This is a genomic window from Fibrella arboris (assembly GCF_041321095.1).
Taxonomy (GTDB): Bacteria; Bacteroidota; Bacteroidia; order Cytophagales; family Spirosomataceae; genus Fibrella; species Fibrella arboris.
In genome coordinates this window covers 100,291-116,494 of sequence record NZ_JBGGWE010000013.1, presented here as the reverse complement: position 1 = coordinate 116,494, position 16,204 = coordinate 100,291, and the positions used below count along the sequence as shown (strand labels likewise).

Genomic DNA, 16,204 nt, shown 5'->3' with positions numbered 1-16,204 from the left:
TTTTGTCATCCCGCAACGGCGGACCGCTCCTCACGTCGGGATGACAAAATCGTCGCAGGTACGTTAGCGAAATAGTTTGTGAGAATTCGCTATTACAACACCTGCAACTCTCCGTCAAACCGGTACGTATTCCCTGCTGCAGTAGTAATACGTACCTGCTTTCCGCCATAGCGAAGCGTACAGGGCTGCCCCGCTTTAGAGGTAACATCAACACCCGCCAACTTGCCATTTTGCCAGCGGATGTTCAGGACAAAACCGCCTGCGGCACAGAGGCCATTGATGTGTCCCGTTGGCAGGGCGGCAGGTAGCGCCGGGAGCAGATCGATGGTTTTCCCCTGACTTTGTAACAGCATTTCGGCAATGCCGCTGGCCCCGCCAAAATTGCCGTCGATCTGAAAGGGGGGATGAGCATCGAAGAGGTTGGGGTAGGAGCCACCACCCGTAAGACCTTCCGGCGAAATGGCGGGCCGGAACAGGAGTTTGAGCATGGTATACGCATGATCGCCATCCCGAAATCTGGCCCAGAAATTGATTTTCCAGGCCAGACTCCAGCCCGTTCCTTCGTCGCCCCGTTCCAGCAGCGACTGGCGGGCGGCTTTCATTAAATCGGGCGTGTCGTCCCAGGTGATGTCGGTGCCGGGGTGAACGCCCCAGAGGTGCGACACGTGCCGGTGCGTGTCTTTAGGATCGTCGCTATCCGGTAGCCATTCCTGCAACTGACCATGTTTGCCGATCTGGTTCGGGGCAATCTGCGGGTACATCGTTTGGAGCGTATCGCGGAGGGCAGCATCGGTACCAAGCGTTTCACTGGCGGCGATACAATTCTTAAACAGATCGCGAATGAGCTGATGATCCATGGTCGGCCCGGCCACCAGCCCACCATGTTCGGGCGAGTTGGACGGTGTGCTGATGAGCCAGCCCGTTTTTGGATCTTTCACCAGAAAATCCACGAAAAAGCGGGCGGCCTCTTTCATGATCGGATAAGCCCTATTTTTCAGAAAAGCCTGATCCTGCGTGTAGCGGTAATGATCCCAGAGGTGATGTGCTACCCACGCGCCGCCGCCTACCCAGATGCCGTGATTCGAGGCGTTGATCGGGGCTGTGCCGTGCCACAGATCGGTGTTGTGATGCAGCACCCAGCCACGGGCATTATAATGCGCTTTGGCCGTTTTGCGTCCCGACTCAGCTATTTCCTCAATCGCCTGAAACATAGGCTCATGGCAGGCGGACAGGTTCAGCATTTCGGCCGGCCAGTAATTCATTTCCAGATTAATATTCGTGGTGTATTTGCTGCCCCAGGGTGGTGTGAGCAGGTCGTTCCAGATACCCTGTAAATTGGCAGGCTGTGCCAGTACGCCGTTGCGGCCCGGCCGTGAAGCGGAAAGTAGCAGGTACCGCCCGTATTGCAGGTAAAGCGAAAGCAGCGATGGGTCCGCCGCTTTCTCGAATTGCTGTAATCGCACATCGGTGGGCAGTTGTTCGCTGGCCGAATGCCCCAAGTCGAGCGAGAGCGTATTGAAATACGCTTGATACTCTCTTATGTGGGCGGCCCTACTAGCGTCGAATCGCTGGGTACGTAGCATCTGTAACGGCCGCTGACTCAGCACGGCCGGGTCGCCGGATACGTCTTTATAGCTTTTGAAGTTGGTGCCCGCTGTCAGATATAGGGTAGCTTCGTCGGCACCTGAGATGACTAGTTTATCACCCGACACGGTTATCTGACCTTTTTGCGTTTGAATATGCAGCATACTTTCTCCCCGCAACGCACCATTTCGTACCTGAACAGAGAGCGCAATCGTCTGCTTATCCACTTTTCGGACACTATAGGCTTTATGTGGACTATCCAGTGTGGCGTCAAAGGTGATCTTGCCCGGTTTGTCGGCAGTCAGGTGAATGGCGATTGCCTGGCCGGGGGCACTGGCGAGGTATTCGCGCGTAAAGTGTACGCCGCTGGCCAGGTACGTTACGCGGGAAATGGCCGTTGATATAGCCAGTTCACGCCGGTAATTCGTAGCCTGGCCTTGCCCGTTAAACCGGAGCCATAGATCACCGAAGGGTTGGTAATCAGCCTGGTAACGAGGCGAAGCCGGCGGATCATCGTCCTGGATCCAGTAGCGGAACGGCTGTTTCAACGGAACACCATCTGCCGGTTTCTGCCCGTCGGGGTAGACGACAAACGTGGGTTGATTTGTTTTGACGCCAATAAAACCACCTTTGTCGAACAGGTTGATGACCTGAATGGCGACCTGATTCGTGCCAACGCGGAGGTGAGCCGCCGGGATGGTGTAGCGCCGATTTTTGGCAATGCCTTCCGATGTACCCACCAGTTTGCCGTTCAGGTACGTGAAATCCTGATCGCGGATACGCCCCAGGTCAAGCACCACGTCTTTCCCGGCCCAGGCTTGCGGGAGGTCGAACGACGTGCGGAACCAAACGGCCCCGTCAAGCCCTTCCAGCCCTGTTCGTTCCCATCCGTCGGCAGTTGGTACGGCCATCGTTTTCCAGGTACGTTCCTCAAACGCGACCGCCGCCGGGCTGACGGTTGCATCGGCTAGCTTACGGACCTTAGCAAACCAGGCTTCTTTTTGTGGCACATAATTCGCCTCGTTTGTTTGCCGACCCATAAAGTTCGCCTGTGCCAGGACTTCGGCCTCTGCCTGTTTCCCTTCGGCCAGCAACCGTCGAATGTTGGGCAGGTACTGCGCGGCCCCTTCGCGTTGGTATTCGCGTGGTTCGCCCGTCCAGAGCGTTGCTTCGTTGAACTGAATATGGTCATTCTCAACGCCCCCGAACACCATGCCGCCCAACCGGCCGTTACCAATCGGCAACGCCTCCACCCATTGTTTAGCCGGTTGCCTGTACCACAGCATTAGTGAGTGGTTGACTGGTGGCTGAGCCTGGATTGTTGACGTGGTTAAAAGACAGGCTATTAGTATGATGACTGGTTTCATGGATCATGTAGCACCGAAGCTCCAGCTTCGGTAGTTGAACTAGCTACACTACCGAAGCTGGAGCTTCGGTGCTACGTGATCAATGCAAAGCCAAATACAAACCTACCATAACGATGATGAGCGAAATCCAGGCGATCCAGACGCGGCGGGTGGGTTTGATGATGGATACGTTCGTGACAGGTACGTAGATAGACGGATGTCGATCAAGCAGTGAGATAAGAACCGCCATGACTAACAGCACCGAGAAAATGGCGAAAGACAACAGCAGATAGTGCGGCCAGAAGGGATATCTATCGGGTGGAAACACCCATAAATACAGGATGCCTACGCCCAGACTAAACGCTGAACCCGCCGATAATACGGTATTCACGGCACTGCGGCTGGTACGTTTCCAGAACACGGTCAGCAGAAAAACAACTGAGAGGGGCGGGGCAATGAACCCAAGCACCGACTGGAATACATCGAACAGGTTCAGCCCCTTGATGCTGTCGATGGCCAGCGCCATGAGTACGGCGAACAGGCAGCCCACCACGACGGTAATCCGACCCATTCTGATCAGTTCCTGGTTGGTGGCGTTCGGGTTGATCTGTCGGGCATACACATCCATCGTAAACACCGTACTCAGCGAATTGAGCGACGAGCCAATAGTGCCGACCAGGACCGCGATTAACACCACAATCACCAGTCCGTTCATGCCCGGCGGAAACAGGTTCGTTACCATTGTCATGTACGCTTCGGCGGGGTCTTTCAGGTTGGGGTACAGAATGAAGCAGAGGATTCCCGGTAGAATAAACAGGGGAAGCGACAGGATTTTGAGCCAGCCAATGAAGCTAACGCCAAGCTGCCCCTCCTCCAGGTTTCGCGCACCCAGCACCGATTGAACCATGGCCTGGTCGGTGCAGAAGAAGGCCACCGCCGCCACCGGATAACCCAGCAGAATGGCGGGCCAGGGGTATTTTGTGTCGCTGGCCGGGTGAATTAAACGCCAGTAATCGGCCGGGGCTTTCTGGAAAACAGCGGCGAGTCCCCCCACTTTATTAATGCCTAAAATGGTCAGCGTGAGCGAGACACCAATGAGCAAAATCATCTGGAATACGTTTACGCGGGCAATGGCTTTCAGGCCACCCGTGTAGGCGAACAGCCCGGCAAACAGGACCAGCACAATGACCGACTGCCACATGGGAAAACCGAGAATCTGACGTACCAGAAACCCACCGGCAAAGAGGCCAAGCGACAGCCACGAAATCAGGATCTTGATCAGCGCATACCAGGCCAGAATCGTTTGCGTGGATTCGCCGTAGCGCTGCCCCATGAACTCAGGCATGGTCGATACGTTGGCAGCCAGGTACTTAGGTGCGAAAACGATGGCGAGCAGGAACAGGAAAACAAACGCGTACCAGTCGAAATTGATGGCGACAATTCCGGTGCTATACCCAATACTGGCAAAGGCCAGCAGCATGGACGGCCCCACGTTGGTGCCCCACATATTGAAACCAATACTCGACCACCCCAACGATTTATTCGCCAGAAACAGCGTTTCGTCTGGTGCGCCTTTCTTCGGCACACTGGCTCGATACCCGATTATGGCCAGTGTGCTCAGGTAAGCCAGAACGATAAAATAATCAAGGGCGGTTAGGCGGTCGGTGATGTTGGTCATGGTGGGGATTAGGGCTACAGGCCATGCTCGCGCAGCACATCCTGAATCTTCACCGGCTGGCCGGTTTGTAATGATTTATCCATCGATTGAAGCAGGGCCACAGTGCCGATTCCTTCCCGAATATCCGGGTAAGCCGTCTGGCCCGATTCGAGGCAGGTGGCAAAGTAGTCGAGGTAATTCTGGTACTCGCCGGCATGGTGACTTTTCCCTTCAAACCGGAAATAATGCTTCAGCTTATGCTCCCACGTCTGTACGATCTCCTCTCCGGTGTTGGTGGTCACGGCATACCGCAAATCCATGTAGTCGGCCTGGCTGCACCCTTCTGTGCCGCGCAGGATGCAGCTCATCTCCGAGTCGCGCGTTACGGGCTGTACCGGACCGGTATACGCGCCACTCACCCGGGCGATGCGACCATCGGTAGCCTTGAAAATGAAGTGCATGGTGTCGGCGTTTTTGAGGCCACCCTTCCGGCCGTTGGCGCTGAGCATGCCGTAGCCCATCACTTCTTCGATGTTGGGCAGGTACCAGCGAATGAAATCGACGGGGTGACTCAGTCCGCCATACAGCCATTTGAACGAGTTTTCGAGCGACCAGACTTTGTCGAGAAACCAGCGATGGTCGGCATGGTAATAGCCTTCAATCGTAATCAGTTCGCCGATTAGTCCTTTCTCGAAGTCGGCGCGTTGTTTTTTCATCGGCTCGAAAAAGCGCGAACTCTGGCCCACGAATACCTTTTTGCCCGTTTGCTCACTGATATCGATCAGCTCTTTGGCTTTCGACAGATCATCGATAAAGGGCTTCGTGCAAACCACGTGCTTACCGTGCAGCAGAGCCTGTTTTGTATGCTCGGCGTGGAATTTGTCGGGCGTATAAATCGCAATGACGTCGATAGTCGGATCATCAAGCAAATCCTGGTAATTAGTCGTGAACTGGTGAAAATCGAACTCCTTGGCCCGTTGCTGGCAGAGTTCAATCTTCTGATCACAAATACGGACCAGTTCATAATTCGGGCTTGCTAACGCCGCCGACATGGTGCTGCGCCCTTCACCCAAGCCTAAAATGCCTAATCGTAACATATGATAAGTGGTTTTTGGATTGGGGATCGGTCCGCCGATGCGGTCGGATCCCCAATCCAAAATGGTTAGTTGACTGCCTTCAAGTTGACCCAAACCTCCCCCGGTTTCGCCCCAGGGATGCCTTCCTGGTATTTCTTCATGAGGGCGTTCCAGTCATCGACGCGCGGGTTGTTTTCGGTGGTTTTTGGGTTGAGTTTATCCAGACTCTCACCCTTGGGAATACTGATGACCAGCATTAATTGCCTGCCGTTCCGGTACAAAAGCAACTGCTGAAAATCGGCGTTGCAAAAGCCCTTCGACAGTTCCGGCCACTTCTCGAACTGCGTGGCGTGGTAAGCCAGGTACTCGTTCTGGAGTCTTGGATCAGCCACCAGATTCGCGGTCAGGATCGTGTGTTCCCATTCGCTAGCGACCGGCCCGGTGCTGCATCGGGAGCGGTTGAACTCGTAGAAGAGATCATAGTACGTTTTTACCTGCGCCGTTGGAAACGCGGTTTTCAGTCGTTCGCTCAGCACGAACACGTCCTGTACCTTATCGAAAATGACGTAATGATTGTCCCAGTGGTAGAGCGCTGCCTCACTGACTTTGCTTTTGGCCAGCACGGCCTTCATTTGCTGCCTATTCAGCGGCTGACCCGGTTTCGTCACCAACTCCACAATCACCGGATTTTCTTTGTTAATGCGCCAGGCCGGGTCAGCCGCTGTTTGGTCGCGTAGTAGATGGCGGTACGGCGGCTCAAGTCCGGCTTTTGTTTTCAGGCTATCAGCAACCTGCGGGCCGTTGTTCGTCCAGACGTTGTTGGGACCGTTCGCGTTTTGCAGGTATTTCTCTGAGGGTGTCCAGTTGTCGCGGACCGTGAAAAATGAGGAGCCTTCGTCGGTATACAGGTAAAACCAGTGGGCCGGCAAGTGGGCGTAGGGCGCGTTGTACACACTGTCGATCACGTTCCCGGCGATGACCGAGCCCGGTTGGGCTGATAGTGTATAAATGGCAGCGGCATCATACAGATGCTTCGCGAAGTGATGAATTCGGTTCGCCACCACCCGGTTGTTGCGCATCACATTGATCGTCGGTGTCCAGCCCCAGCCCAGGCTGATGCCGGTGTACGATACGTTGCTGATGTCGTTATGCTCGATCGTGATTTCCCGAACGTACCCAGCGCCGATGCCCACGCAGCCCCAATCTTCATTGGTGACGTTGGTAATCAGGTTGTTGCGAATGAGCAGGTTGCTGCACACATCCCGCTCGTCGGCAGGGTTGTAGGGCAGGTGAATCTCACTGGCCTCGTCGGAAAAAACGCCCGCCTGAATGCCCGTACCGCCAATGTCGCTGAATACGTTCCCCTGAATCTGGTTGTCGTGAACGCCCCGGTGATAATCCAGCCCGGTAGCCGCCAGGTGCTCAAACCGGCAATTGGCAAAACCGGTATGGTTGGCAAACGCTACCTCGACCGCCGCTGATGGACGGCCCACCCACGCCTGATTCTCCAGCGTCTTTTTATCGGACGTACCTGGTATTTTCAACTTGTAGGTATCCAGCATGTACAGCCCTACCTGATGCGGTACGTGCCCCTGCTGTGAGGGACGTACCCAGCCTGTATGCTGAAACGAGATGCCCTTAAACTGCACATTCGAGACCGGGTGGTCGATCGTGCCGGTGATCTGAACCAGCGTTTCGAGCGCGGGTACGATCACTTGGGCCGTGGTGAGGTTTTCGCCGGGGCGGGGAATGTAGTAAAGTTTCTGCGCCTTCTTATCCAGAAACCACTCGCCGGGCTGGTTCAGAAACTGAATGGCGTTGGACAGGTAGAAGGCCGAGTTACCCGTTTCTTTCGAGATCCACGGAGCGGGCCAGGGGTGCTCGGACTGGATACGACTTTCGGGCTGATGAAAGGATAATTTGGCACTGTCGCCCTGAACGTCAATTCGTTTCACGCGGAGGTTGGCCACCGCCCACCACTGATGAATCAGCATTTCCAGGCCCGTCGCTTTCGATAGATCGCCGAGTTTCGGCGCGGGAATCCAGCAGGTCTGTTCCTGTTTGTTCCAGGATAAAATGCGGTTCATCAGCGGATACGGCGTGTCTTTGGCGCGTGTTGTTTTTTCGCCATTGACCCACAACTGCCGAAACTCAAGCAATCGGTCACCCACCATCGGTGCATCGGCCACCCAGACCTTGCCAATGGCTTCGTTGGGTAAACCAGCAACCGTTCCTTTTACCTTTTGCCAGCCAGTCACTGCCACGCCGCCGCTCAAAACGGGCTGCTCGTTGGGAGCCGCTTCAATCACCGTCGGGCTGGCCAACGTACCTGCATCTTCGGGCCGGATAAATACAGGCTCGCTTAGCCGGTACAACCCATTGCGCAGATAAATATGCGCCCCACCGGCTATGCTCGGGTCGGCCAGCCGGCGAAGTTCACGCACCTTTCGAAGGGCCATCTGTAGACTGGCCAGGGGCTTTTCTTTCGTCCCCGCATTCGCATCCGACCCATCAACCGCCACCCAGAGCTGAGCCTGCTGCGCGAAGGTGACCGTGCTTAGGAGGGAAAAAAATAGGGTGATCAGCGTTCGGTTCATGGTTGGGTTTGTTGGTGGTTGTGAACTTCGTTGTCGCTTGCCTGTGGCGAGTGACCCTTATCAGTAGGGTCGCAACGGCGCACCGCTCTGGCCCGTTGGTTAACGGTTACTATTCATGGCCTACTAACTGTTTCACTAGCTGCGACCGGGCCGGAGGCCCTATGGTTAAGGGTCACTCGCCACAGGCAAGCGACAACGAGAAGCAATGAAGCGTCAGCAACACACTGCGTCAGCCCCATTCACTTCCCTGAAAAATCAAAATAGAGCGTCAGCACTTTGGCGCGGGCGGGTTCTTTTTCGTAGTCATAATAGATGTTTTTCATGCCCATCGGGCCGGTGGTTTCGTTGCGCTGCGTTTTCGAGCCAATGCTGCTGATACCCTGCATGAACGAGATATCGCCGGTTGGGAAAATCGGCTCGTAGTTGTGCCATTGGTCGGTTTTCCAGGCGGGCGTGAATAGCCTGAAAAACACATCCTCGTCCTCAGTGGCTACGGTAAAGGGCTGTCCTTTCGTCTCGAACCGGCACCAGTACAGGTTGGCGTGGTAGCCCTTGAACTCGGGGTAGATAAACGGAAATTCGCCGGTTTCGGTGGTGTTGTAGGCCTTCTCCCAAAGGCCGAACGCACCCCCTTTCAGGCGGTTTTTCCAGACTCGGTACGGCCCTTTACCCACCCATTTCACCCCGTTCATCTGCGATTCGGGGAACGAGAAATTGACACCGACCAGCGTCGTGAAATACCCGTCGGGGAAATAACGTACCTGCATCTTCACCCAGCCCGAGGGGTAGATGGTCCACTGAAGCGTGTTATAGCTCGATTTTCGGTCGAAGGTCGATTCGATAATGACGTTCTGGCCGTCGGTGCGCTTGGTGAAGCCGCTGAAGTTGTTGACGCCTTCCTGTAAGATTGGCCCGTTGGTGAGCGGGATGGTTCCGTTACCATTACCGGCTTGTTTCAGCATACCCGTCTGTTTGCTGAAGGCGAGTTGAACGCCGTTGGCTTTTACGGTGTACAGCGAATCAGTTTCAGACGCGACTAACGTACCTGAGCCAGCTGGTTTTACGATCGTCGACGCTAGTTTCTTCGGCAATGAAATCGGAAAACTCCAGGTAAATAGCTCCCGTTTAAACGGGTCGGTGGCCGTAATGTAGATGAAATCGTACTCGCGCCAGTTGGCCGGAAGGGCTGCCTGCAACGCGCCTTTCTCCAGTGGCTTCAGGCTCGGTGCCGCCACCGCAAACGAAACCGAGGTTGACCTGGCCGTTTCGTATGGGCCACTCACCCTGACCAGCTTTCCCGAAAACGAACATTGATTCACGTTGGTAAAATGGTAGCGGTTCTCGATTGGGAAGCGGCCGTCAAACGTCGAAGTAATCTCCCGTTTTTCAACGTGAACGGGCGACCACACTTCTTTCACCGTAAAGTAGCTGCCTTCCTTTTCCCGGTACGGTCCCACAATGCCGTCGGCTCCGCGATTGCCGTCCGTGTCAATGAATTCCGATCCGTCTGGACGGCGTTTGTCGGTTCGCACAACGCCTTCATCCGAAAAGTCCCAGAGGAAACCGCCTGCCGCCAGCGGGTCATGCCACATCGATTCCCAGTAGTCTTCCAGTCCGGCACCGTGACCACCGTCGTACAGGCCGTGCAAAAATTCGGTGGGCAATGTCATGGAATGGCCGTGGTTGTAATTGCCAATGCCGTAGTTGAATTCGCGGTAATGCTGCGTATCGAACCCACCGAAATCCTCCCAGGCATGAAGTACGTGCCGTTTCTGACTATCTTCTTTCGCAAATAGCGGATCAAGCTCGGTGTTGTGGCCGCCTTCGTTTCCGTTGATCCAGACAATGACCGACGGGTGATTCACGTCGTGTGTGATGAGTTCATGAAGCAGTTTGGTGCCGGTCGGCGTGTCGTAATGGCCGTGCCAGCCCGCCAGTTCATCGAAGACAAACAGGCCGAGCGAATCGCAGACATCCAGAAAATGATCGTCGGGTGGGTAGTGCGACATCCGGACGGCGTTCATGTTCATGTCCTTCATCAGGTTCACGTCCAGAATGCTCAACGTCTTGCTCAACGCCCGTCCCGACGATGGCCAGAACGAATGGCGGTTGACGCCCTTGAGCTTGACTTTTGTGCCGTTCACGTAGATGCCATCCCGCTGCTTCACCTCCACCGTGCGGAAGCCGAATGTTTTCGTCAACGTGTGAACGGGGGTACCCTGCTGAAGCAATGTAAACACGACCTTGTAGCGGTTGGGCGTTTCGGGTGTCCAGCGTAAGGGGTTGGTTAACTGGCTGGTTAGCTTTACCGATGGACTGCCCTGGCTCAGTTTCGCGCTGCCCAACGTACCTACCTTTTGCCCGGTCATGGTGTAGATCTGAGCCGATACCTGATTGGCCCTGGCCGTGTTGAGTTGAAGTTGCGCCGTAAACGATCCGTTTGCCTTGGCATCAATGGCGACGTGTTCGATATGCTCGGCCGGAAGCACTTCCAGGTAAACGGGCCGGAAAATGCCGCCGAAAATCCAGAAATCGCCTTTACGTTCAGCGTCATTCACAGAGCTATTCGACGAGTGTTTCGATACAGTAGCTTCCAGCAAATTCCCTGCGCCGTAGTTGAGCAGATCCGATATGTCGTATCTAAACGCGTAATACGATCCCTGATGCGTTGGGCCCGCCGACTTGCCGTTTATTTTTACTTCGGTGTCAGTCATGGCACCTTCAAAAACGAGGTTTATTCGCTTGCCTTTCCAGGCGACCGGTACCTGGAATTCGTGTTTGTACAATCCCTGCTCTTTCCCCCGCGAGCTGTCTTTGGCGAACCCGTAATTGTATTTCCCAAACCCCTGCAATTCCCAGTTCGACGGCACCGGAATGGTGGTCCACTTCCCCGAATTCTGCCCCGCTGTGCAATAGAACTGCCAGTTGACGGTGTGGTCATTTCCCGTACCCGATAAGTAGCGTTTCTCCGTCTGCTGCGCTGTGGCGAGCTGAGTTAGGAAAAGGAGGCAGCAGAAAATGAATAAGGGTTTTAGGTTCATTGGTTGTTGTGGTATTCGGGGGGTATTGGTGGTTAGGGTGTTGAGTGTATTTACAGCGCGAAGCCATCACACGTCAGCATACACGCACTACCCCTTCAACAACCCCGTTAAAATGCGTCTCTTTACCTTGACAATAGTACCGTGTTTATGCCCTTCGGGAACAACCGTTTGGGCCGATACATCAGTGAAGGTTTTGAAGTCGCTGGTTTTCACCGCGCCGTATTTTTTATCCTGATACGAGTCGAAATAGATCAGCCAGTCGGGGCCTACTTTAGCTACTGAGGGGCCTTCGGTAAACTTCTTCGTGAAGGGGGCCGATACGTTCGTGAAAGGCCCGGTGGCGCTGGTGCCGAACGCTACTTTGATGTTTCGTTCGGGGCGGGTATTGTCTTTCAGCACCAGCACATAATCGGCCGGTTTTCGTTTTACGATGACCGCGTCGATGACGCTGAATGTCGGGTCGAGAAAGAGTTTTGTTGGCGTGAAGGTGGTGAAGTCTTTCGTGGTCGTGTAATACATCCGATGGTTATTCTTCTCCTCTTCGATACCCCGCTCAAATCGGTTCGGGATGGTAGAGGCCCAGATGATCACAAACTGATCGGCTTCGTCGTCATAAAACAGTTCGGGCGCCCACACATTCACAACCGTCGGTTCATGGTCCATCACCGGAATAAATCGCTCGGCCGACCAGTGGATCAGGTCTTTGGAACTGGCATAGCCGAACCCCTTGTCGTCTTTCCAACTGCTGGTCCAGACCAGGTGGAACGTGCCGTCTTTCCCCTGGGCAATCGACGGGTCGCGCATGACTTTCTGGTTGCCGATCTCGGGCTTCAGGTACGTTCGGTTCAGGTCGGTCCATTTGTAGCCGTCGTAGCTGTAGAGGAGCCGGAGTCCTTCGTTGGCGGGTTCGTGGAAAGACGTGAACAGGTAAACCGGCTTCGAGCAGGAGCTGAAGACCAACAGGCCGATGAGGGAGCAGATGAGCCGATTCATTTCGTCTGAATGACTAATACCCAGTCGTTACCTTCTTGAGGGCTGGCGGGCGGGTCGAACTCGTGCGTTCCTTTGTTGGCCACATCACCAATGGCGGTTGTTTTGCCATCGCGCGGATTGAACCAGGAAGCCGCTACGGTATCGCCCGGAAGCTTACCCATATGCAGGGTTATGTTCCGGCCGGTGTAGGTGTAGATCAGGGCGTAGTCGGTGCCCCGGCTGGCCACCAGGTACTCGTACCGGTTCCCCTGGTTGGCGATCAGCGACTGATCGGGAACGCGGTCGAAAAACGAATGGGCAAGCATCAGGTTTTTCAGGTGAATCATTTGCCCGGCACCGGGTGAATTAATGGCAACATCCCACGTTTCGATTGGTCCGAACGATGTTTTTTTGTCGCCCTTCTTATACATCTGCATCACCGAATTATGCCCGTAGGTATAGCCAAATCCACCCGCCAGCACCGACCAGTACCCGTACCGACGTACCTCGTCGGCATTCCAGCGGGGGAGGGTAGTGTCATGTAATCCGTGTGGGATCCCCTCATACGATGGCTCGGCGTCGATGGTTGGTTTGGCGGGCGTAAGGGCCAGATCAGCCTGGATATAGCGCCAGTTGTCTTCACCATAATGCCATTTCTCGTTGGCGGAGGTATCCTGTGCGTAGGTCCGGTGCCCCGACTGTGCCATGTTGACATCCAGCCAGTCTTCGGTATGAAACCATTCCGACGACGACGTTCGGCCACGCGGGTGAAAGGTGATGAGGTGCGTGGAGTCGATCTGGTTGAGGGTGCGGCCAATCGTTTTCCAGACGGCCAGCGAGTCGCTGCCCTTGATGTCGCCGCCGTTCAGCCAGATGATGTTTGGGCGGCTTTTGTAGCGTTCGGCAAGGAATTTGGCGTAGGTAGCGGCCTGTTGCTGATTCACGCCTCCGTTCTTTACGTTGCCGCCCCAGACAGGGACCAGCGCCATGTAAATGCCTTTTTCGGCTGCTCTATCGACCACGAAATCAACGTGATCCCAGAAATCGTACTCGGCGGCGTTGCTGAATGATGACCCGTTGGTGACAGCGGGCGTGGCCACATTTTTGTTGACCAGGGCCGAATCGCCGTACATGTTGGTCACCGACAGCGTGTGGAGCACCATGACCTGAACAACGTTGAATCCCTTCTGTTTCCGGTTTTCCAGGTACGTCTCGGCTTCCTCCCGCGTTAGCCGACTGAACAGCAGCCAGCCGGTATCGCCCAGCCAGAAGAACGGTTTGTTGTCGCCAGTCGCCAGAAACCGACCATTTTTGGAAACGGAAAGCTGGGTTGACGCCGCGGTTTTTTTACTGGTTTGGCAGGCAATTATGAGTAAGGTAGCTAAGACAAAAAGTAAGGTCTTGTTAATCGGCAGAGTTAGCATGTCCAAAGAAGGAAGTTTTTCAACGCGATAGTGTAGCTGATTTTTTTTCGTCGGTTTGTGGGCTGTAATGGCGGGCTCGGTCACCGTCTCCGGCACATTTACCAAGTCAAGGCGGGCGGCAAAGTCTTGCTTCAACTCGTCCGTTTCGCCCGGCACCGCCACGAACGTACCTGCCAATTGCTTCGCCGCCAGTATGTGGGCCGCTGGGTCAAAGGTGCTTCAAGGTAATACGTAGCAATAATCTGTTCCATAGGATGACGCTTACCGGATCAGCGGAATCCAGACTTCCATTTCGGAATGGCCGCGATTGGCCCAGGCGTAGTATGGAATGAGCCGGATGGGCAGTGGCTGCGGCGTTTTAGCAGAGACTTCCCGGTAGAGCTGATTCGTCCAGCGGCCTTCGTTGACCAGTTTGGCGGTGCCATCCAATGCCATCATGTCGGCGTTGTCGAATCGGACGAATTTGGGCTTAAAATCGAGTTGGGTTGATAAAGCGATGTCCGTCAGTTTCGTTTTCCGGTTATCCACCGACTCCAGGCAGTACACGATCGGGCCGCGTTTCACGGCTACCTGATTGCGGTTTTCTTCGACCAGCGGATTCGCTTCGATGAGCTTGACCGGCATGGGCAGGCTAATGGCTACCCGGTCGCCCGACCGCCACCGGCGGTTGATTTCGGCATACGTCCCTGCCTGTACAGGTGTCTTCACGGCAATGCCATTCACCCTGATCGTAGCTCCCTGACACCAGCCCGGAATGCGGACGAACAGCGAGAAGGGCTTGCCGGGAACTTGCTCCATCTGGAGGCTAACGGCCCCATCCCAGGGGTAATTGGTGGTTTGCGTCAGCTGAATGGGCGAGCCATCTTTCAGCTGTGTGGTGAGCTGATTGCCGCCGAACAGGTTCAGCCACAGCCCTTTGTCGGAGAGGCTGTAGGCGTAGCTGCCTACCTCCGACAGGGTGCGCACAGTGTTGGGTGGGCAGCAGTTCGATAACCGGATATACGGCTGGCGGCCACCCATCCACCGCATCTGGTATGGATACTCATCCGAAGCACTCAATGGATTGGTATAGAAGAACTTGGTGCCATCCAGGCTGATGCCCGACAGAATGCTGTTGTACAGGGCCAGTTCCATCACGTCGGCGTATTTGGCCTCGCCCGTAATTTGCAGCATCCGGTAATTCCAGAGCAGGTTGCCAATGTTGGCGCAGGTTTCATTATGGGCCGAGTGGTTGGGTAACTGATAGGCCTTGCCATACGCCTGGTGGATTTTCTGAACCGTGTCGGGCTTATAGGCCGTGCCTTCGGGCGATACCCCGTCATACAGGGCGCCGCAGCCTCCCGTTACGTACATTTTGCGGTTCACCACGTCGTTCCACATCAGATCGAGCGTGGCCAACAGTGTGCTGTCGCCGGTTTCGGCAAATACGTCAGCAGCACCGGCAAACAGGTAGTTGGCCCGAACGGCATGGCCGATCACCTTTGTCATCCTGCGAAACGGCACTCGATCTGAATTGTCGTCGGTGCCTTCCGACAGGCCCCGAATGTCGATCAGCTTTTGGGCCAGCCCCAGGTATTTCGGGTCGTGGGTGGTGCGATACATTTCCGTGATGCCCATGTAATGCGACGGGCAGATGGCGTTCCGGGCCTGTTCGGGGCTGGCGTTGTTGTAAAAGCCGATCAAAAAATCAGTGGCCTTTTTGGCGACGTTCAGCAGCGATGTTTTGCCCGTAGCCCGGTAATGTACGCAGGCGGCCGTCATCAGGTGGCCGAAGTTGTAGGCTTCAAAGCTCAATTTATCACGGAAGGCCGCCCCATCGACCATCTTGGCTTCTCCTGTTTTTTTCTGCTGAATAATGGCCCTGGTGTATACGTACCCATCGGGTGCCTGTGCTTTGGCAATCACCGCAATAGCCTTGTCCAGCTGCGCATCCAGTTTCTTGTCTTTCGTCAGCGCATACATTCCCGCTACTGATTCCAGCGTCTTGTAGAAATCGCCGTCGTGGAAAGAAGGCCCCTTGAAGTCGCCCGATTCCAGTCCGGCGGCTATTTCGAAGTTCCGAAACGAATGGCTAATGGTTGGGTTCGTGTAGGTGTCCCAGAGGTGCGGCACCATCGAGTCGCGACACACCCGAAAGCGGTCGCCCCAGAACCCTTTTGTCCAGGTCAGCGCGTTGAGATCGGGACTTTCCAACCGGGCAAATTTGCTTTGCGAGGTATTGACCAACGCGTTCGTCTGCCCCGGTGATACGTGTGCCGAGAAAGCGAGAACGCCAGGCAAAGCAACGTACCTGAAAAACTTAGTTATGGAACCCATACGGAGTAAATAGCATAAAAGTCAAAACTAATGGTAATAAACCACTGGAAACTGTGCTAAATTCTCCATCCGTTATACGATGTTAGCGTATCGGGTTCGCGCCGTTATCGGTTACGAATGGGTCGGTGCGTATGGCTGAGGGTTGCTTCGCGAGGTAGGTTGCTGATGCCTTCGTTATCGCTCGCCTGTGG

The 16,204-nt window shown here is 55.0% G+C and carries 8 protein-coding genes; all 8 read right to left on the bottom strand.

The window, feature by feature from the left end; all coding sequences use genetic code 11:
• Window positions 1–92: 92 nt before the first annotated feature.
• A complete protein-coding gene (locus ACAW75_RS20900; protein WP_370730697.1) occupies window positions 93–2,870 on the bottom strand; it encodes a glycoside hydrolase family 95 protein in 2,778 nt (925 codons plus the stop codon).
• 160 nt (window positions 2,871–3,030) lie between these two features.
• On the bottom strand, window positions 3,031–4,608 hold the full coding sequence (locus ACAW75_RS20895) for a sodium:solute symporter family transporter (RefSeq protein ID WP_370730696.1): 1,578 nt from the start codon (window positions 4,606–4,608) through the stop codon (window positions 3,031–3,033).
• A gap of 14 nt (window positions 4,609–4,622) precedes the next feature.
• A complete protein-coding gene (locus ACAW75_RS20890; RefSeq protein WP_370730695.1) occupies window positions 4,623–5,684 on the bottom strand; it encodes a Gfo/Idh/MocA family protein in 1,062 nt (353 codons plus the stop codon).
• A gap of 65 nt (window positions 5,685–5,749) precedes the next feature.
• On the bottom strand, window positions 5,750–8,260 hold the full coding sequence (locus tag ACAW75_RS20885) for an L-rhamnose mutarotase (RefSeq protein ID WP_370730694.1): 2,511 nt from the start codon (window positions 8,258–8,260) through the stop codon (window positions 5,750–5,752).
• Between the two features lie 239 nt (window positions 8,261–8,499).
• The gene (locus ACAW75_RS20880) at window positions 8,500–11,301 is read right to left on the bottom strand and encodes a glycoside hydrolase family 2 TIM barrel-domain containing protein (protein ID WP_370730693.1); all 2,802 of its coding nucleotides are present in this window, start codon (window positions 11,299–11,301) and stop codon (window positions 8,500–8,502) included.
• Window positions 11,302–11,388: 87 nt separating this feature from the next.
• Window positions 11,389–12,294, bottom strand: a complete 906-nt coding sequence (locus ACAW75_RS20875; protein WP_370730692.1) for a glycoside hydrolase family 43 protein — start codon at window positions 12,292–12,294, stop codon at window positions 11,389–11,391.
• The gene (locus ACAW75_RS20870; protein WP_370730691.1) at window positions 12,291–13,697 is read right to left on the bottom strand and encodes a glycoside hydrolase family 140 protein; all 1,407 of its coding nucleotides are present in this window, start codon (window positions 13,695–13,697) and stop codon (window positions 12,291–12,293) included. Before ACAW75_RS20870 ends, ACAW75_RS20875 begins: the two co-directional genes overlap by 4 nt.
• Before the next feature lie 261 nt (window positions 13,698–13,958).
• Window positions 13,959–16,013 carry an aceric acid hydrolase gene (locus ACAW75_RS20865; protein ID WP_370730690.1) on the bottom strand — a complete coding sequence of 685 codons (2,055 nt, stop codon included), beginning with the start codon at window positions 16,011–16,013 and terminating at the stop codon, window positions 13,959–13,961.
• Between the last annotated feature and the right edge of the window lie 191 nt (window positions 16,014–16,204).